This is a genomic window from Haliscomenobacter sp., from assembly GCF_040403615.1.
In the GTDB taxonomy this organism is placed as follows: domain Bacteria; phylum Bacteroidota; class Bacteroidia; order Chitinophagales; family Saprospiraceae; genus Haliscomenobacter.
Window position 1 is genome coordinate 22,395 of the sequence record NZ_JBBAKG010000051.1, and the last position, 19,925, is coordinate 42,319.

At 47.4% G+C, this 19,925-nt stretch carries 17 protein-coding genes; 5 read left to right on the forward strand and 12 right to left on the reverse strand.

Translation table 11 applies throughout. The features are described 5' to 3' along the window. Positions 1 to 258: 258 nt before the first annotated feature. On the forward strand, positions 259 to 1,242 hold the full coding sequence (locus tag ABW391_RS16750) for a DUF1028 domain-containing protein (protein WP_353483046.1): 984 nt from the start codon (positions 259 to 261) through the stop codon (positions 1,240 to 1,242). A gap of 2 nt (positions 1,243 to 1,244) precedes the next feature. Here the strand turns inward: ABW391_RS16750 and ABW391_RS16755 are convergent, their stop codons facing one another. The 9 genes from ABW391_RS16755 to lspA all read right to left on the reverse strand — a co-directional run bounded on the left by ABW391_RS16755 (position 1,245) and on the right by lspA (position 9,838). Further along, positions 1,245 to 1,580: a XisI protein gene (locus ABW391_RS16755; protein ID WP_353483047.1), complete on the reverse strand. Its 336-nt coding sequence runs from the start codon at positions 1,578 to 1,580 to the stop codon at positions 1,245 to 1,247. Next, the gene (locus ABW391_RS16760; RefSeq protein WP_353483048.1) at positions 1,568 to 1,987 is read right to left on the reverse strand and encodes an element excision factor XisH family protein; all 420 of its coding nucleotides are present in this window, start codon (positions 1,985 to 1,987) and stop codon (positions 1,568 to 1,570) included. The genes ABW391_RS16755 and ABW391_RS16760 overlap by 13 nt, the downstream gene beginning before the upstream one ends. 137 nt (positions 1,988 to 2,124) lie before the next feature. Further along, complete coding sequence (locus ABW391_RS16765) at positions 2,125 to 3,945, reverse strand: ABC transporter ATP-binding protein (protein ID WP_353483049.1); 1,821 nt, start codon at positions 3,943 to 3,945, stop codon at positions 2,125 to 2,127. 115 nt (positions 3,946 to 4,060) lie between these two features. Further along, the gene (accC, locus tag ABW391_RS16770) at positions 4,061 to 5,401 is read right to left on the reverse strand and encodes an acetyl-CoA carboxylase biotin carboxylase subunit (protein WP_353483050.1); all 1,341 of its coding nucleotides are present in this window, start codon (positions 5,399 to 5,401) and stop codon (positions 4,061 to 4,063) included. A gap of 97 nt (positions 5,402 to 5,498) precedes the next feature. After that, the gene (accB, locus tag ABW391_RS16775; RefSeq protein WP_353483051.1) at positions 5,499 to 6,032 is read right to left on the reverse strand and encodes an acetyl-CoA carboxylase biotin carboxyl carrier protein; all 534 of its coding nucleotides are present in this window, start codon (positions 6,030 to 6,032) and stop codon (positions 5,499 to 5,501) included. A gap of 6 nt (positions 6,033 to 6,038) precedes the next feature. Further along, complete coding sequence (gene efp / locus ABW391_RS16780) at positions 6,039 to 6,605, reverse strand: elongation factor P (RefSeq protein WP_353483052.1); 567 nt, start codon at positions 6,603 to 6,605, stop codon at positions 6,039 to 6,041. 46 nt (positions 6,606 to 6,651) lie between these two features. Then, the gene (locus tag ABW391_RS16785; protein ID WP_353483053.1) at positions 6,652 to 7,650 is read right to left on the reverse strand and encodes a beta-ketoacyl-ACP synthase III; all 999 of its coding nucleotides are present in this window, start codon (positions 7,648 to 7,650) and stop codon (positions 6,652 to 6,654) included. Between the two features lie 70 nt (positions 7,651 to 7,720). After that, entirely contained in the window at positions 7,721 to 9,232 is a 1,512-nt protein-coding gene (locus ABW391_RS16790; RefSeq protein WP_353483054.1) for a sodium:solute symporter, read from the reverse strand. A gap of 33 nt (positions 9,233 to 9,265) precedes the next feature. Further along, positions 9,266 to 9,838, reverse strand: coding sequence for a signal peptidase II (lspA, locus tag ABW391_RS16795; protein WP_353483055.1), 573 nt, complete (start codon positions 9,836 to 9,838; stop codon positions 9,266 to 9,268). A gap of 647 nt (positions 9,839 to 10,485) precedes the next feature. Here lspA and ABW391_RS16800 point away from each other — a divergent pair. Together ABW391_RS16800 and ABW391_RS16805 are read left to right on the forward strand one after the other, a co-directional pair. After that, on the forward strand, positions 10,486 to 10,812 hold the full coding sequence (locus ABW391_RS16800) for a hypothetical protein (protein ID WP_353483056.1): 327 nt from the start codon (positions 10,486 to 10,488) through the stop codon (positions 10,810 to 10,812). 54 nt (positions 10,813 to 10,866) lie between these two features. Beyond that, entirely contained in the window at positions 10,867 to 13,356 is a 2,490-nt protein-coding gene (locus tag ABW391_RS16805; protein ID WP_353483057.1) for an Hsp70 family protein, read from the forward strand. Between the two features lie 15 nt (positions 13,357 to 13,371). Here the strand turns inward: ABW391_RS16805 and ABW391_RS16810 are convergent, their stop codons facing one another. After that, positions 13,372 to 14,304: a hypothetical protein gene (locus ABW391_RS16810; protein ID WP_353483058.1), complete on the reverse strand. Its 933-nt coding sequence runs from the start codon at positions 14,302 to 14,304 to the stop codon at positions 13,372 to 13,374. A 183-nt stretch (positions 14,305 to 14,487) separates the two neighbouring features. Between ABW391_RS16810 and ABW391_RS16815 the strand changes: the two genes are divergently transcribed. Next, positions 14,488 to 15,615: a T9SS type A sorting domain-containing protein gene (locus ABW391_RS16815; protein ID WP_353483059.1), complete on the forward strand. Its 1,128-nt coding sequence runs from the start codon at positions 14,488 to 14,490 to the stop codon at positions 15,613 to 15,615. A 302-nt stretch (positions 15,616 to 15,917) separates the two neighbouring features. Here the strand turns inward: ABW391_RS16815 and rpsU are convergent, their stop codons facing one another. Both rpsU and ABW391_RS16825 read right to left on the reverse strand, forming a co-directional pair. Continuing rightward, positions 15,918 to 16,121, reverse strand: coding sequence for a 30S ribosomal protein S21 (gene rpsU / locus ABW391_RS16820; RefSeq protein WP_353483060.1), 204 nt, complete (start codon positions 16,119 to 16,121; stop codon positions 15,918 to 15,920). Positions 16,122 to 16,250: 129 nt separating this feature from the next. Beyond that, positions 16,251 to 16,997 (reverse strand): TraR/DksA family transcriptional regulator, encoded by a 747-nt coding sequence (locus tag ABW391_RS16825; protein WP_353483061.1) that lies wholly within the window; start codon positions 16,995 to 16,997, stop codon positions 16,251 to 16,253. Between the two features lie 311 nt (positions 16,998 to 17,308). Between ABW391_RS16825 and ABW391_RS16830 the strand changes: the two genes are divergently transcribed. Next, a complete protein-coding gene (locus tag ABW391_RS16830) occupies positions 17,309 to 19,912 on the forward strand; it encodes a polynucleotide kinase-phosphatase (RefSeq protein WP_353483062.1) in 2,604 nt (867 codons plus the stop codon). Positions 19,913 to 19,925: the final 13 nt, after the last annotated feature.

A 19,925-nucleotide genomic window follows, 5' to 3' on the forward strand; every position in this document is an offset into this window, starting at 1 on the left:
AATAGGAAATAAATGGTTGCGCTAAAAAACACCTGCTAAGCAATTACGCCAAAGCCACAAAAAACAACCAACTTTGGCCACTTATAAAATTCATACTTTTAGAAGGTGTAAACCAAAGGTGTTAAAAATTATCTTAATCATTTCATTATCAGTTACTTATTTTTATTTCTCTAATTTTAAACTTGGCCAAAGTTGTGCTTTTTTCTTAGTTTTGGCCACTTATAATTTTTTCAGCAATTTTTTCTCAAAAACAACGGTATGAAAAACCTGCTCTTGCTACTGCTTTTACTGCTCGGCAATCTTGCCCATGCCCAATTTTTCAAACAAGACAATGGCCTTGCCCATACTTTTTCCATTGTAGCCCGCGATGAAAAAACGGGAGAAATGGCGGTTGGAGTCCAAAGCCATTGGTTCAGTGTGGGTACCTCTGTTTCCTGGGCTGAGGCGGGGGTAGGCGCAGTGGCCACCCAATCTTTCACCAATAAATCTTTCGGCATTCGGGGTTTGGCCTTGCTCAAGGAAGGAAAGACAGCTCAGGAAGCGCTGGATATTTTATTGTCCGATGATCCAGGCAAGGAGGTACGCCAGGTTGGGATCGTGGATGCGAAAGGCAATGTGGCCAATTTTACCGGAAAAAACTGTGTGGACTTTGCCGGAGATTTGAAGGGAAAGGGCTACGCAGTACAGGCCAATATGATGCTGACGAACAAAGTTCCCGCAGCCATGGTCAAGGCGTATGAAGCCAATGCACAGCTGCCCCTGGCCGAACGGGTTTTGGCCACACTCAAAGCCGCACAACAAGTCGGCGGAGATATTCGCGGCAAACAATCGGCAGTTATTTTGGTGGTAAAAGGAGACGCGACAGGCAAACCCTGGGACGAAAACCACCTGGTCGACTTGCGGGTAGATGATCACGCCACTCCACTGGTCGAGTTGGAGCGCCTTTTGACCTTGCACCGCGCTTACGAGCACATGAACAATGGCGACCTGGCCACCGAAAAAAACGACATGCCCCTGGCCATGCAGGAATACAATGCGGCGATGAAAATGTTTCCCAACAATCTGGAAATGCAGTACTGGACAGCCATAACATTGGCCAACAACGGCAATGTGGCCAAAGCGGCGCAAATGCTCAAGGTGATTTATGCGAAAGATCCGAATTGGCGGGAAATGACGAAAAGGTTGCCGAAGGTGGGCTTGCTGACGGTGAAGTCGGAGGAGATGGGGCTGTTGGTGAAGTAGGGTTAGGCTACCGCAAACCCCGTATACTGCCGCTTCGCAGGAGCATGAAAGGCCAAGACGATGTCCTGTTTGGGTATCCCTGCTTCTGCAAACAAATCCGCGAAACCCTCGTCAGTTCCATCGTATTCCACATACACTTTTTCGTTTTTAATGCGCACATGCAAAATGCAGCCATAACTGCGGCTATTTTGCTTCCAGGCATTGTGGTAAATGAGGTAATTCATCTTCACTTTGTCCTCTACTAGATAGACTTCCTCATCAAGATTGGATGGCATAGTAGCAGTGTAGTCATCCAGGATTGATTTGATGATTTGTTGATAGTGTGCTACTTTTTCCATGCGTGAATGATTGGGTTTTGAATATCAAAAATAATAAGTTTTACCCTGTGTCGATCTAAAAATGTTTGAACGATAGGTTCTCGAATTAGATCCTCATAGGCATCTTGAGGCATAGCCAAATAAGGGATGCGCTCTGGTTCTTGTTCTTCTAGCAAAAGTGCATAAAAATCATATTGTCCAACAGAATGATGCAATTCATTTATGTTGGAAGAAGTGATGAAGCTTTTTATTTCAACCAATATTTTTTCGGTATTCTTTTCAGCAATGATAAATTTTTCAGCGGCAAAATCAGCTGCAACTTGTCGTCTGCCTATTCCTACTGTCAAGTAGTAAGGGTCATGGGTAACAGACCACCCTTCTTGTTCCAAAGCTTTTTTCACTAAATTATGATAAATGTCTTTTGCCAATTTATAATGGTATTTTGATTATCATGATCTTTTTTTGACGTACCCAAGTTAACATTATTTCTGAATTATCGCAACTTAGAAACAGGGTACTCGGTGAATGGTATTTTGAGGAGTCGGGCAAGCGCGAGGCTTGCCCTCTACGACATCGCCTGCAACTCCACCAACTTCCGGTATTCGCCATTTTTCTCCATTAGCTCCGCATGAGTACCCCGTTCCACAATCTGGCCAGCGCGCATCACGATGATCTCATCGGCGTGCTGCACGGTAGACAAACGGTGCGCGATGACTAGGCTGGTGCGGTCTTTCATCAGGTTAAAGAGGGCTTCTTGTACCAGTTTTTCGGATTCAGAATCAAGTGCTGAAGTGGCCTCGTCAAGGATCAGGATGGGTGGGTTTTTGAGCACCGCCCGCGCAATGGTCAGGCGTTGGCGTTGGCCGCCGCTGAGTTTGTTGCCCCGATCGCCGATATTGGTTTGGTAGCCATTTTCTGAGGCGATGATGAAGCTGTGGGCGTTGGCTATTTTAGCGGCGCGTTCTACATCTTCAGCGCCTACGTTTTCCAAACCAAAAACGATGTTGTTGTAAATGGTATCGTTGAAAAGGATGGCTTCCTGGGATACAATCCCCATCTGGTTGCGCAGATCTTTGAGGGTCAACTCCTTGATGTTGATGCCGTCGATAAAAATGCCGCCTTCAGTTACATCGTAAAAACGGGGTAGGAGGTCGGCCATGGTGGATTTGCCCGCACCAGAAGCGCCCACCAAGGCAACCAATTTGCCTTTGGGGATGCTCAGATTGATGCCGCGCAACACGGGTTCGTCGGCATTGCGGTAGCTAAAACTTACATCGCGGTATTCAATAGCCTGGGTGAAATGCTCAAAGTGTTGGGCATCGGCCTTTTCTTCAATCAGGGAAGGTGCATTGAGGATGTGCTCCACGCGCTGCATGGCTGCGATGCCTTTCTGGATGTCGTACAAGCCGCGGGAAAAGGCTTTTGCGGGATTCAACACACTGAAAAATGCGTACAAAAAGGAAATAAAAGTACTGGCCTCAATACTGCCCTTGAACACCATTCTGGACCCAAACCACAGCAAGACCGATACTACGGCGATGCCCATAAATTCGGATAAAGGTGATGCCAAATCACGCCGCCAAAACATTCGGGTTTGCAAGCGCCGATAAGCATTGTTTTCACGGTTGAATTTGGTTTCCTGGTAACGTTCCGCATTAAATCCCTTAATGATCCGCAAGCCGGAAATGGCTTCTTCCACAATGGACACTATGGTACCGAGGCGTTCCTGGACTTTGGAAGAGCTTTTGCGGAGCGTGCGCCCGATGCCCCCAATAATGACTGCCGAAAAAAGGATGAGGACAAACACAAAGCCCGTCAGGACTGGGCTGACATACAACATAAAAATTAAACTCAGGGTGATGATGATCGGTTCCCGAAAAATGGATTCCAGGGTATTCAGGATGCTCCATTCTATTTCCTGGACATCTGCGGTGATCCGTGACATGAGATCGCCCTTGCGCTCTTCTGAAAAGTAGCTGAGGGGCAGCACCAGAATTTTACCAAACAATTGTTCCCGCACATCGCGCACAATCCCATTGCGGGCTGGAGCCATGAAAAACATAGCCAGGTAATTGAACAGGTTTTTGCAGAAAAAAACCAGCAAGATCACTGCGCAAATCCGAATCAGTGCTGCTTCTTGTCCATGCACCTGGATCAAATGACTGATTTGGTAATTGAGCTGATCCTTGAGGCCCTCTGCACTCCAGCTCCAAACGGGTTCGGGTAAGGCTTGTGCGTTTTTTTGGAAAATAATATCGAGCAAGGGAATCAGCAGTGGAATACTGGCTACATTGAAAACAGCCATCAAGATATTGCTCGCAATGCTAAGCGCTACGTTGACGCGGTACTTGCGGAGAAAAGAAAGTAAGCGCCAGAAACTGGTCATAAGAGTTATAAGTTATGAATTATGAGTTATGAGCTGAGCCTTGAACCAAAACAAGGAGTTTTCTCCATTTAGTAAACAACTCATAACTCATAATTCATAACTCACAACCGGTATTTTAGTCCTTAAAATTGAAATCATTTAAAAAGCTGGTATTGAAATTTCCCTTACGGAAATTTTCATCCTTCATCAATTTTTGGTGAAAGGGTACCGTTGTCTTTGGCCCTTCGATGATGAACTCGTCCAGGGCACGTTCCATTTTGCGGATACACTCCTCGCGGGTGCGGGCACGGCAAATGAGTTTGGCAATCATAGAGTCGTAATACGGTGGAATGGTATACCCAGCATAAACATGCGTATCTACCCGTACTCCGTGGCCTTTTGAGCTGTGGAAGGAGGTGATTTTGCCCGGGCTTGGACGGAAATCGAAGTTGGGATCTTCCGCATTGATGCGGCATTCCATGGCGTGCATTTGCGGATAGCGGTTTCCACCGGTAATTGGGTCACCTGCGGCAATTTTGATTTGTTCTTTGATCAAATCAAAATCGATTACCTCTTCCGTTACCGGGTGTTCTACCTGGATACGGGTATTCATTTCCATGAAATAGAAATTCCGGTGCTTATCCACCAGAAACTCGATGGTTCCTACTCCTTCGTAATTGATGGCTTCCCCCGCCCTTACCGCAGCATTGCCCATTTCTTCGCGCAGTTCATCGGTCATGAAGGGAGATGGGCATTCTTCTACCAGTTTTTGGTGGCGACGCTGAATAGAGCAATCGCGCTCGGAGAGGTGCACGACCTTGCCATATTGATCACCCGCAATTTGGAATTCGATGTGCCGCGGTTCTTCCACAAATTTCTCCATATAGATGCCGTCGTTTGAGAACGACGCTTTGGCTTCCATACGGGCTGCATTCCAGGCATTTTCAAAGTCTTCTTCCTTCCAGACTACCCGCATCCCTTTGCCCCCGCCACCTGCGGTAGCTTTGAGGATGATGGGGTAACCCACTTCTTTGGCCTGCTTTATCCCAGTAGGAACATCAGGAAGCAGTCCGCCAGAGCCGGGTACCACGGGTACTCCAGCTGCGATCATGGTTTCTTTGGCCGTGATTTTATCTCCCATTTTCCTGATTTGGGCAGGAGTAGGGCCGATAAACTTGATGCCGTATTCCGCACAAACTTCAGCAAAATCAGCATTTTCAGCCAAAAAGCCATAACCGGGATGCACAGCATCCGCGTTGGTGATTTCTACCGCGGCCATAATGCGGGGAATACTCAAATAGGACTCTGAAGATTGAGGAGGGCCAATACAAACCGCTTCATCGGCAAACCGCACGTGCAAACTTTCCCGATCGGCTGTGGAGTACACAGCAACCGTCTTGATGCCCATTTCCCGGCAGGTGCGAATGATACGCAGTGCAATTTCACCGCGATTGGCTATGAGGATTTTATTGAACATGCTAACCTGTGTTTTCAAGTTTTCTAGTTTTGGGTGTAAAAATGTGGTCACTTCGGCTTCGCTCAGTGGCCACATTTTTACACCCAAAACCCAAAACTTATTTCGGATCTACCAAGAAAAGAACCTGATCGTACTCAACGGGTTGAGCATCTTCTACCAGCACTTTAACCACTGTTCCGCTGATGTCAGACTCAATTTCATTGAACAACTTCATGGCTTCTACAATACAAACGACGGAACCCACGCTAATGGCATCGCCCACTTTGATAAAAGCAGGCTTATCTGGCCCAGCAGAACGGTAAAACGTACCCACAATCGGTGACTTAACGGCTTTGTAGCGACTCTCGTCTCCACCACTGACCGCAGCAGGAGCCGTACTTGGAGGCAGATCTGCAACTGGTGTTGGAATTGGCGTGGCTACCGGAGCAGAGGTTTCTGCGTTGGCCTGAGTTGAGACAACGGGTAATACCTGAGGAAGTGGCGCTTGACCTGAAGTCACAACGACTTGTTGCCCTTTCCCAAAATACTTGGTGCGGATCAGCAATTCAAATTCGCCATCTTTCATTTTGAACTCAGAGAGTTCGAGCCGGCTGACCAGCTTCAGTAGTTCTTGAATCTCCTTTGCATCCATGAGTTACTATTGTTTTACGCGTTCCATATAAGCACCCGTCTGGGTATCGATCTTGACTAAGTCACCTTGATTGATAAACAAGGGGACTCTAATTTCTGCGCCGCTTTCAACGATTGCGGGCTTAAACGCATTGGTTGCCGTATCTCCTTTAAGGCCAGGCTCGGTATAGGTGATTTCCATAATTACCGACGTGGCCATTTCAAGGGTCAATATCAAATCTTTAGCAGCGTGGTAAAGGATGTCCACTTCCATGCCTTCTTTGAGCAAATCGGGACGCTCGATCAGTTTTTCATCGATAGAAACTTGCTCGTAATCTTCATTGTTCATGAAGTTATGCCCCATTTCATCTTTATAAAGGTACTGAAATTTGCGACGTTCTATCCTTACTTCGTCAATTTTTGCACTTGAAGGAAAAGTATTGTCCACCAGTTTCCCGTTGGTCATAGACTTAAGCTTGGTACGCACGAAGGCTGCACCACGAGCTGGTTTCACATGTTGAAATTCAATGACGGTCCAGATGTCGCCTTCCCATTCCATACAGAGTCCGTTGCGGATATCGGATGTAGAAGCCATGAAAATTCTATTTAAATTGTTTCAGAAAATTTTTCCAACCTACAAATTAATTTGCAGGATCATATGCCCACTTGACGTAAATGGCGCCCCAGGTAAATCCACCACCAAATGCTGTTAAGATCAGGTTGTCTCCTTTTTTGAGTTGAGGCTCCCATTCCCACAAGCAAATCGGGATTGTACCCGCAGTAGTATTGCCGTATTTGTGGATGTTGACCATTACCTTTTCCATCGGGAAGTTGGCCATTTCCGACACCGTTTCAATGATGCGGCGATTGGCCTGGTGCGGCACCAGCCAGCTTACATCATCGGCAGTTAGATTATTGCGTTCCATGATGCGCGTCACTACATCCGACATGCCCGTTACGGCAGCCTTGAATACAGGCTTTCCGTTTTGGTACACAAAATGTTCACGGTTTATGACGGTATCAATGGTTGGCGGATACCTGGAACCGCCCGCTTTTTGGAACAGGTATTGCTGACCAACGCCATCGCTGTGGTGCAACGAATCCATGATGCCGTATTCTTCATTGGGTTCCAACAAGACTGCGCCGCCGCCATCACCAAAAATGATGCAGGTGGTACGATCGGTATAATCAATGATGGACGACATTTTATCCGCTCCAACGACAATTACTTTTTTGTGGCTTCCCGATTCTACAAACTTTGTTCCGGTAGTCAGCGCATATAAAAAACCCGAGCAAGCCGCGTTGATGTCGAAGCAAAAAGCATTTTTGATGCCTACTGCGTCGGCAATGATATTGGCGGTATCCGGAAAAGGCATGTCGCCAGTCACGGTTGCACAGATCAGCAGGTCGATTTCCTCTGGCGAAGTATTGGTTTTTTTCAAAAGCCCATTCACCGCATTGATGCCGATGACCGAAGTACCTTGCCCCTCTCCTTTAAGGATATGGCGCTCCTGAATACCTGTGCGGGTAGTGATCCATTCACTGGTGGTGTCCACCAGATTCTCTAGCTCTTGATTGGTCAGTACGTAGTCAGGTACCCATCCCTGAACGCCGGTAATCGCGGCACGAATTTTAGACATAGCGTTGGATTTGAATCCAGTTGGCAAATTGCGAGCGCAAAAATATCAATAATCTTTTGCTTGTTAACATTTAATTTAAAGCAGCTGTGGTTTTCCGGTAGGAGATCAGCCAAAGCCCCAACATCGTCAGCAAACCGTTGACTGCGATGTTGAGAAAACCGAATTTAAAATGGAACCAGGCCTCGCCATAAATATCGATTTGGTAGGTCAATACCGGGGCAATAATGCACACCAGAACCACCCATTTATCGCGTACTGCAAGCTTGGTAAGCAAGCCAAACATAAATAAGCCAAGCAATGGGCCATAGGTATATCCCGCTATTTTGAACAAGCTGCTAATCACCGCGTCATTGTTCAGCAATTTGAAAACAAGGATTTGAACCAAAGTTAACAGCGAAAACCCTACGTGCACCCACACCCGAGTGCGCTCTTTTTGAGCCTCCGAAGCAGTAGATTTGTCAAAATTGAGAAAATCGATACAGAAGGAGGTTGTCAGCGCCGTCAGCGCTGAATCGGCGCTGGCATAGGTACAGGCAATGATTCCGAGCATAAAACAGATTGCCGTAGCAGCAGACATGTGATTGAGTGCCAACGTTGGATAAACCAAATCTGAAATCAGCTTTCCATTGGCATTTTTGGGCAACTCGATGCCTTCCTTCGCCGCATACAGGTACAACATCGCCCCCAAAGACAAGAAAAGAATGTTGACCAGCAAAAATATGGAGGTAAAGGTCAGCATGTTTTTTTGGGCATCTTTGATGTTTTTGCAACTCAGGTTTTTTTGCATCAAATCCTGATCCAGCCCCGTCATGGCAATGGCAATCAGCGCCCCGCTGATGAATTGCTTGAAAAAGTTGTTGGGATCAGACAAGCCACTGTCGAAGAAAAAGACCCTGCCGTATTCACTGCGGCTGATTTCACCAAACATTTGTCCCAGGTTCCACCCCAGGGCGTTGCTGATGGTGACCACACTGAGTACCAGCGCGGACAACAGAAATATGGTTTGCAAGGTATCGGTGTAGATAATGGTAGCCACTCCACCCTTGAAAGTATATACCCAAATCAGGCCGATCGTAATGACCACTGTCAACCAAAACGGAATTCCCAGTGGGCCAGTAACGAACATATCCACCACGTTGGCAGCCAGGAAAAGGCGAAACGAAGAACCAATGGTACGCGAGATGAGAAAATAGGCCGCTCCGGTTTTGTAAGAATACACCCCCAACCTTTCTTCCAAATAAGTGTAGATAGAGGTGAGCTGCATGCGATAATACAAGGGCAGCAACACGGTAGCGATGATAAAGTACCCCAATAAATTGCCCAGCACCAATTGCAGGTACGAAAACGCTTGATTGTTGCCTCCTGCTCCTACCACCCCTGGAATAGAAATGAAGGTAACTCCAGAAATGGAAGTTCCAATCATCCCCACCGCAACCAAAATCCAGGGTGCTTTGCGGCCAGCCAGAAAGAAAGAGCTGTTGTTGGCATTGCGACTGGTGCGCAGTGATACAATGATCAACATTGCAAAATAGGCAATGATCAAGGTAGCGATGAGCCCGGGTGAAAGTATGGCTGCAAACATGGTTGTTATTTGGTTTTAGGCAAAGAAAAAGGGTTAAGGTTGCGTGGTAGTTTCTTCTGAGTTGGGCATTTCTGGTTGTGCCTCTTCATCCAGCGCTGGCGTTTCTTTAACGGGCGTTTCTACTGGCAACGGTTGTTTCTGAAAAAGAAAAGGCACCATCATAAATAAGCCGAGCATGATGGACATGTCGGCCACATTGAATATCCCCGTGCGCAGTGAACCAATGCCCATGTTCATAAAATCCACGACGCGGCCTTCCATCAACCGATCAAAAATGTTGCTCAATCCGCCTCCCAGGATAAATCCAAAAGCAGCTTGCTGGGAAACGTGCAGGTTTTGAGCGGTCAGCACATGGTAAAAGATGTATAGCAAAACCAACACTGGCACTATGGCCAATACCAAATACCGCAGGGTGTCATTCATCCCCGATCCCAGACTCAAAAATGCTCCGGTATTCTCGGCATAAACCAGCCTGAACATGTCGTTGAGGTAGCTGCGCATGGGCTGCTCCCGCAGGTTGTTTACGGCCCATATTTTAGACCATCGATCCAATCCTGTAGCCAATAGCCCAGGAATTAAAAGTACAGTAAGTCTTCTTTGCCACATATATTTAAGTTCTAACGATCACAGTTTAAATTCTAACGATCACAGTTTAAATTCTAACGATCAGGTCAATTGATCCTCTTTGGTCAAGCCTTGATGGGGGTGAAGATAATAACGGTATTGAAAATTTTAAAAAATACTTGAGCAGCACAAAATTAAGAAAAGGGGCTTTTCAAAAAATCGCCGTTTTTTTATCGAAATGAAAATTTTTTAGAATTTTCTTTAAAAAATTTGCATAAATGTAGAGTTGTTTTTAACTTTGCTTCATCAAAGCAATTGAGCGGAGCGATTTTGGGCAGCAAAGATGCAAAGATTCGCTTTAATTCCAAACTCAATTTGCCCTCAAACAACAATGTGAGGTGATGAAATTTTGGCAGCCATGCCCTCTTGTCTCGGGGGTAGGGAGCCCGGAATAAACTTAGCATAGGACCGCGGAAACGGCCCAGGGGTTGACCACCAAGTTTTCTGTGCTAGCGCTAACCGCCCTGTGAAGGTTCGAGTCCTTCCCTCACAGCCAAAACAAAAAAAGCATTATCGATTGATTTCGGTGGTGCTTTTTTGTTTTCCCAACTTCGTAATTTTTTTGTTGATTTAAACGAACTGGTTTATTTTTGTAAAAATTAGACTGCTACAAGTAAACCAACTCACAAATGTCCAACTTAGTAAACCCTGCCATCCTTACCATTGCCAACGCACAATTTGACCTGGAAAAAAAACTTGCCCAATCCGCTGTGGAGGGGCTGGTTTCACGTCAGGTTGCACGCATAAAAAACGCCCTGGAATCCTTGGGGTTACACATTCAGGATCCTCAGGGGGAAGTATACAATGAAACACGCACCGACTTAGAAGCCAGTATTGATGGGCCTTCCACCGAAAACCTCCGGGTGGTTTCAGTCATCAAGCCCATTATTTTTTTTAAAGAGGAACAAAAACTCTTGTTGGTGCAACGCGGTGTGGTGATTGTATCCGCTGTTTGATTACATTAAAATAGTGTGCATAAAGCCCCGCGCTTTATCTTTAAAAATAAACTCATGACCATAGATTTCGGCATAGATTTGGGTACCACCAATTCCTTGATCGCCCATTACAAAGAAGGCAAAGTAGAAGTATATAAAAATCCGATTGGGTGGAAAAATACCCTGCCTTCCGTAGTTGCCTTCCGCAAAGACCGCGTCATTGTAGGCGATAAAGCCCGAGAATACGTGGAAAAAGACCCCAGCAATGTATTCGGCTTTTTTAAGCGCAAAATGGGCACACCCGAAACATTCACCGTACCCAACCTGAATGCCGACAAAAGCCCCATCGAACTCTCTGCCCTGGTGCTCAATGAGCTGAAAAACTTTATTGTAGATGCCCCGATCCCGGATTCGGTGGTCATCACTATTCCGGCTTCCTTTGATACCATCCAGAGCAATGCCACCAAAAAAGCCGGCTATGAAGCAGGTTTTCAAGAAGTAGTGCTCCTACAAGAGCCCGTGGCAGCCAGTCTCGCCTTTGCCAATTCGGGTGCTGAAACCAAAGTACTCGAAGGCCAATGGATCGTGTATGACCTGGGCGGAGGCACCTTCGATGCGGCATTGGTCAAACTCGAAGAGGGCGAAATGCGGGTTTTAGACCACCAAGGCGACAATTACCTGGGTGGACTAGATTTTGACAACCTAATTATCGAGAATTTAATCGCCCCCTATATTGAAGCACAAGGTACTTTCCGAAATTTCTATGCCGATCTGAAAGGCAAAAACGGTCGACTCAATCGGCTATATTACGAGCTGTTGTTCAAAGCAGAAGAAGCAAAAATTCAACTCTCGGTGTCCAACGTGGCTGAGGTAGAAATCGAAACCGAAGACGATCTTGGCAATGATTTTGAATGCGTTGTACCCGTGCGCCGCCAGGATTTTGAGGCACTTATTGGCCCGAAAATCGAAAGTACCGTCAACATGGTTTTGAGCCTGCTCGAAACCAATGGCCTGACTCCTGCTGATCTGAATCAGGTAGTTTTGGTGGGGGGCAGTACTTACATTCCCTACGTGCGGGCTCAAATCGAGCAGGCCTTGGGGGTGCCAGTCAACTTCAGTGTAGACCCCACTACCGCCGTGGCATTGGGTGCTGCTTATTATGCCGGAGGTAAAACCAAACAGCAAAATACAAATCCAGTCTCCCAACCCCTTGCCAAAGGAAGCATCGAGGTCAATATGGCTTTTGCAAAAACCAGCCAGGAGACCACCGAATACTTTACTGCCGAACTAAAGGGCTTGTCCAAAGGTATGAATTACCGGATTACCCGCGAAGATGGCGGCTATGACAGTGGCCTCAAACCAGCACAAACCCGAATCAGTGAAATGCTGCCTCTGGTACGCAATGCATTCAATACTTTTCAATTGCGTTTTTTTGATGCAAAAAACAACCTGATCAGCTCCGACGCCAGCCCAATTGGGATCATTCAGGGAAAATATAACCTGTATGGCCAGCCTTTGCCCAATGACATTTGCCTGGAGGTGGACGATGTAGACATCAATGCGACTCGACTGGAACTGGTTTTTGAAAAAAATTCCATCCTGCCGCTCAAAAAAACCCTTTTCCGCACCATCAGCCGCACCATCAACAAAGGTTCGGACGACTCGGTGATCATCAACGTTCTGGAAGGGAGCAGCGGTGCCTCTCCTTCCAGTTGCTTGCCTTTGGGCATCATCTCCATTTCGGGTAGGGATATCCCCTTCAACCTGGTCAAAGGCTCGGATGTAGAAATCACCCTGGAAATTTCGGAATCGCGCGACTTGAAAATCAACGTTTGGTTTGCGATGACTAGCCAGGAACTAGAAAACACCTTCAACCCTTCGGAACGTTACCTGAACATCGACAAACTGCGGCAAGAGGTGAAAGAGTTGCTGTTCAGGGCGCGCAAAAACCTGGAAAAACTGGAGCAACGGGAAGACTACGAGCGGGCAGGTCGCTTGCAAAGACTCCGCCACGAGTTGGAAGAATTGGCCAGAATGTTGCCCAAATTGATGGACGAAGACAGTGGCGATCTGAAATACCAAATGGAAGAGCAGAAGCGCCAACTGGCTCAAAGCCTGGATCTGCTCTTTAAAGTGGATCGCACGGAAGCGATTCGGGAAACCTATTTTGAGGCAAAACGGCGTTGCGAAGCAAGCGTGGACAGCATAGATTCAAAAGCGTACAAAACCCGTTTTGAAGAAATCATCAAGAACGAGCGGGAATACCTGAATGGAGACAACATTGCCATCATCAAGCACAAAATTGAAGACCTGAATACGTTATCCTGGGAAATAGAACAAAAAAATCCCAAGATCCTGGCCATGTACTTTCATTATTTTTCTTCCATCCCCAACGATCGGTACCTCAATCCGGACAAAGCCCAACAACTCAAAGACATTGGTGAAAAAGCACTGGAAAGACAAAATTACGACGAGCTCACCTCTATCATTTATGGTTTGCTCGCCATCTTGCCTTCTAGTGAAAAGCAGTCAGCAGAAGTGGCCGCGCTAACTGGCTTGCGGTAAATTTTTCGACGTTAATTAATTGTTGCAAAGCGTCATTAATCTCAGTAACGCAATGACGATGGAGATGATAACCCACGTTCCACTTCGTCCTGAAGAGCCGCTTGAACTGGATCTAGCCGCTTGCAAATCGAGCTTGTTTAATTCTCCAATGAAATTATTCAATACAAATTTGAAGCGGTAACCGCCATTCAAATTCTCGACCCGATTGACAATGTATTCGCACGTTTCGGCTTGCCCGCTGTTGTAGCATTGAGCGGCCAATTCGATCAGTGCAAGTCCATAATTTGACCTGAATTCTTCGAAAGAATCGGGCAAAAAATTCAATAATGACACCACATCAGGATGAAAAAACCTTTTTTCCCCACGGCCACCAACACTGATGCCATAAGACGTCAAATTGCTTTTTGCCGACTTGAGTTCTTCCAGTCTTTTCTCCAGGGCAGTGCCAATTTCACTCCAGCATTGCTGTTCGGATGCACTGTCCCATAGTCTGGGCATTGCCAGCAAAGCTTTGCCCTTCACGAAATCGGGATTATTGAGCAACGCCACATAATTTGCACTCAATGCCGCCCCGAAGTACGGCCCAACAAACGCCTTGAATGCCTCGTTTTGATAAAGGGGATGCTCTACAAATTCATCATCTGGATTGAATTGGTGTTTTTCGAGAAATTTCTTCAGTTCAGGATCCTGCTGAATGACGTTGTGAAATTCGATGAGATTGCTCGAATCAAAGGAGTCAAACATTTTCAACACGTCGTCCCGGCTGATTTCCCGGCCTTCCCAGTTGATGGTGGTCTGTTGTTTCAAATCAAATTCAGCAAGCAATACTTTGCGGGCAAGATTCAGATCCGCCTTGGACAAAATGCCACTGGGATTCAGGTTTGCTTTAGACAAAATGCTCAATGGCGATTGGTAACGGACGGCTTGTTTTGCGGCAGTCTGACTCATATTGGGCTTGTATTTACGTAGTGCAATTTTAGGCAATTTATTGCTGGAATTTCCCCATTTGCCTCCAACAAATTATTTTTGACTGCGGTTCCTTTTGAATCAGTTGGTGCTAATTCGGTAATCCCCAATCCTTTTTCTACCTTTGCCGGGCTATCGATTAGAATTGTTGCAACCCAATTAGTCATGAAGCACTTGCTCCTGTGCATTTTCATATGCCTGAGCTGGCTGAGCTGCCAGTCCCAGATTTACATTCCCACATCCTTGATGCCTCGGGCAGGCGATACCCTTATGACCGCCGTAGACAATTTGCCGGCCAACATCCGCAATATTGGATCAGGGCGCAACCAGCGTTGGGATTTTGCCATGCTGGAAGCCCCCTATACCCGCAGCACCGTTTGGCGTGCAGCCAGCAAAGGGAGCGCAGACCAGCTTTTTAAAAACGCTGAATTTACCGCTCCGCTTGACGAACAAACCGAAGGGTATTTCCGTACCCAGGGCAATGATCTTATCTTAGTGGGGGCGGTTGGTCCCGATCCACTCAACCTGAATAAAAAATCCATCTTGCGCTATTCTCCAGGGCTCGTTGAGCGGCGCTACGGCCTCCGCTACGGCGATGCTTTTCAGGCCGATGGCAACCTGGTGCTTACCTTGGGGGAAGACGAAATTCCAAGCTGGTTTCGAAAAAAACTGCCCGTTAGCCCCGATTCCCTCCGCTTGCGGGTCAGCTACGACCGCCAATACGATGTCGATTCTTATGGGCGCATCATCGTTCCCGGGGGCATTTTTGAGGTGCTGCGCGAAAAACGCATCGAAATCGTAGAAATGAAACTGGAAGTGAAAGTAGGCCGCCGCCGTTGGCAAGACGTAACCAGATCGGTCAGAGATCGGGAATTGTTGCGCACCCAAAAGCGGATTTCGTACCATTTTTACAACAGCAAAAGCAAAGAACCGGTGGCGCGGGTATGGATGAGCTCCAATGAAAAAAAAGTACTCAAAATAGAATTCAAGCCCCGGGAAGAAGAAAACCCCGTGCAAAACCTGGCCAATGTCCGATCTGACATCTACGTCTCCCCCAATCCTGCAATTTCTGATGTGCGTTTTGAGTTTTTCAATCTGCCTCCCGGCACTTACAAGTTGTCGATCTATAACATCATCGGACAAGAAGAATGGAGCAAAATGTACACCATCAATGGCAATTACACCGAGCAGGTAGATATTTCCAAACTGAAGAAAGGGGCGTATTTGTACAGCCTCAAAGACGAGCGAGGGCGGACGCTTAGTACGAAAAGATTGATGGTTATTCGACCGTAGTTTTTTTCAATGTCCAATAATCAATATCCAATATCCAATGTCCACGCGGGTTAAAGTTGGTTCGAGAATAAACCATTTGAACCCGCGGATGTAAATTCGGGATCTTGCATCCGCGAGTCAAAACCTTGCTTATCCCTCCATTCCAACCCGCGTGGATATTGGACATTGATTATTGGATATTGGATATTGATTATTGGATATTGAAAACACAAAAAGGGCTAGTCGAGGTAAATTCTAAATTACCCTGACTAGCCCTTTTTGTGTATAGCGATCGGCATTCCGCCGAAAAAGATCGGTGGAAGTTACATCGTGGTGGTGTCCTGCTCGTCGCGAACCTGCTCGCGGTAGATGGCTTTCAACACTTCACCGCGGCGTTTTACGGAAGGCTTCACAAATTCTTTGCGTCTGCGCAATTCTTTGATCACGCCAGCATTTTGGAACTTCCGCTTGTAACGCTTCAGTGCTTTGTCGATGCTTTCGCCATCTTTGATTTCGATGATCAGCATAATGGATGATGATATTTTGTGATTCTAACAGAAAAAAATTGCTTATCCCCGAATTGGGAATGCAAAGGTAAAAAAACAAAAAAGAATTTGCAACGAATTGGAGTACATTTTTTTCAACGAAGCCTCAGATTAATAATCATCGCCGTCGTCGTCACCGTCGTCGCTGCCATCATCATCGCTACCCATGCCAATGCCGCCCAAAAGTTCGTCATCGTCATCTTCGGCACCATTAGAGGAGGTATCTTCAAGGAGATCTTCTTCAAGATCAGAAACTGCGCCGTACAAAATGTCCTGATCATCGTCAAAGAAGATGTCTTTGCCAATGCCCAGTTCGTCGTCTTCGTCTTCCAGGTCTTCGATTTCAACCGGTTTCTTTTTGGCTGGTGAAGACTTGCGGATGATGGTCGTAGTAATGCGTTTTTCCACTGGTTTCTTTTCCACTGGTTTTTTCTCTACTACGGGTCTTTCTATTTCCTGGCGCTCTTTCTTTTCAGGCGTAGGTACTTGCTCTGCTACTTTGGCCGCCAAACTCTTGGTGGTAGTTGGCACAGCCAAGAGGCGGCGCTTGTCGATCAGTTGGCCGCTGATGATACAAATACCGTAAGTCTTATTTTTGATCCGTACCAGAGCATTCTCCAGATCCTGGATGTACATGCGTTGGCGAATGGCCATGTTGTTGAGCATCTCAACATCGTTATTGATGCTGCTATCATCTACCCAGTCACCACCATGCTCGTCGCTGGTGTTTTCGGTGATTTCAAGAATTTGCTCTTGAAGTCCGCTCAGATGGGTGGATGCACGTTCTAGTTTTGTTTCTATCAGCACTTTGAACTCTTCCAATTCTGCATCTGAGTACCGTACTACTTCATTCTCCATAGCGGGAATTTTACTTTTCAAAATATTGCGCAAATATAAAATTTAATGCCACGAAATAAAGAAATCGCCAAAAATTATATTTTTGCTTTTGCTTCTATTTTGCGCGGGCATTTCAAAACCCTAAGGAAACGCTATTTACGGAAAATTAGTTTGGCCTTCAAAAAAAAATAATCAAGTGGCTGAAATACATGCTATTCATAGCGTCAGATTGTTTTCCAATGGATGCCTGTAAAATTCAACCAATGCGTTACTTTTACGATTGTGAAGGAACAACACATACTTGAAAGTGGTTCAAAACAAAAAGCAGGTTCATGAGCAGCCCCGAAAAATCTAATAATTTCCATCCAGGTCAACTTGATATACCCGAGCTGGCCCTGGTGGTGCTCATTGGCGCCAGTAGTTCCGGCAAATCTACTTTTGCCCGAAAACATTTTCTTCCCACCGAGATTGTCTCCTCCGACTTTTGCCGCAGCTTGATCACCGACGATGAAAATGCCCAGGGAGTCAATGCCGATGCTTTCGAACTGCTGCACCTGATTGTGGCCAAACGCCTGAAGCAAGGCAAACTCACCGTGGTAGATGCCACCAATGTGCAGCCCGAAGCCCGCAAAAATCTGCTGGCCATCGCCAAAGCTTACCACGTAATGGCCGTGGCCATCGTTTTGAACTTACCGGAAAGGCTCTTGCTCGAGCGCCATGAACAGCGCATAGACCGCAATTTTGGCCCCCACGTCATCCACCACCAGCGCCGCGACTTGCAGCGCTCCCTGGGTTTTCTGCGCAAAGACGGCTTTCGCTACGTCCATATTCTGGACAGTGAGCAGGATATGGATATGGTACAGTTCCGTCGCACCCCATTGTGGAGCGATTTTTCTTCCGTACACGGTCCATTCGACATCATTGGCGACGTACACGGCTGCTACGAGGAGCTGCAACTGTTGCTCGAAAAAATGGATTACCACATCGAACGGCAAGATCCCGCTCTGGATTACGGCTTTAACGTAACTCCCCCACCTGGAAGACAGGCTGTTTTTGTAGGCGACCTAGTGGATCGTGGCCCCAAGTCACCGGAAGTACTAAGGCTGGTAATGAGCATGGTTAAAAATCAGCAAGCCTGGTGCGTTCCTGGCAACCACGATGAAAAATTGCAACGCAAACTCCAGGGCAAAGAGGTGCAAGTGCGCCATGGCTTGGCCGAAACCCTTGCTCAACTGGCCGACGAGCCCCTCGAATTTGTGCACGAGGTACGCAAATTCTTGAACGAGCTGGTCAGTCACCTGGTTTTTGACGACAAAAAACTGGTCATCGCCCACGCCGGCCTGCGCGAAGACATGCAGGGCCGTGCCAGCGGCGCGGTACGCTCCTTCTGCCTTTATGGCGAAACAACGGGCGAGATCGACGAGTTTGGCTTGCCCGTGCGCTACAATTGGGCCGCTGAATACAAAGGCAAAGCGATGGTCGTTTTTGGACACACCCCCGTACCCGATCCCGAATGGCTCAACAATACCATCGACATCGATACGGGTTGCGTTTTTGGCGGCAGACTGACCGCCTTGCGCTATCCCGAAAAAATCTTGGTGACGGTGCCCGCCCTGCAAGAATATTACAAGCCGACACGACCCATCCAACGCACTACTGCTACTGTAAGCGTGAGCGCCCAGCATGCCAATGACGATATGTTGGACATGGAAGACGTGAGTGGCCGCCGCTTCATCGATACCCGTTTTGAAAAGCGGATTTTGATCAAAGAAGAAAACGCCATCGCGGCGCTGGAGGTGATGTCGCGTTTTGCGATCAACCCTAAATGGCTGATTTATTTGCCTCCCACCATGTCGCCTACTGAAACAAGCCAATTGCCCGATTTGCTCGAACACCCAACGGAGGCCTTTGAGTACTACCGCAAAATGGGGCTTACCCAACTGATTTGTGAGGAAAAACACATGGGCTCGCGGGCTGTTGTGGTGGTGTGCCAAACGCCAGAGGTGGCCACTAGCCGTTTTGGTTTGTTCAAACCGGCCTGGGGCGTAGCGTATACCCGTAGCGGGCGGGCTTTTTTTGACGACAAAGCCCTGGAATCCGCTTTTCTCCAACGCATCAACGCGGCATTGACACAAAGTGGTTTTTGGGAAAAACACGAAACCGACTGGGTTTGCCTGGATTGCGAACTGATGCCCTGGTCGGCCAAAGCGCAGGAATTGCTCAAAAACCAATACGCCAGTTTGCACGCAGCAGGAACTGCTTCGATGGCGGCATTGCAGGCGGCCTTTGAGCTGGCAACACCCCGTGACTTGCCACTGTCTGAGTTGCAAAACCGCTACACCGCGCGCGGCGAAGCAATTGAAAAATACACCCAAGCCTACCGCAATTATTGCTACCCGGTGGATGGCCTCAAGGGGCTGGTGCTGGCGCCTTTCCACATTTTGGCCACAGAAGGGAAGGTACACAGCGCCCAGGATCACCTTTGGCACCTGGAGGAAATTGCCGCTTTTTGTGCCGCCGATCCCGAACTGCTTTTGGCTACCCCCTATCAACTGGTGGATTTGGCGGACGAAACCAGCATTCAAGCCGCCACTGCCTGGTGGACGGAACTGACCGCCCGCGGCCAGGAAGGCATGGTGATCAAACCCCGCCAATTCTTGACGCGTGGAGAAAATGGTTTCATCCAACCAGCCATCAAATGCCGGGGTCGCGAGTACTTGCGCATCATTTACGGCCCGGAATACGATCATCCTGAACAAATTCAGCGCCTGAAAAGCCGTGGCCTGGGCCACAAGCGCTCGCTAGCCATCCGGGAATTTACCCTGGGACTCGAAGGATTGGAGCGCTTCGTAGCCAAAGAGCCGCTGCGGAGAACCCACGAATGTGTGTTTGGGGTGCTGGCGCTGGAAAGTGAAGAAGTTGATCCGCGGTTGTGATTCAATGTCCAAT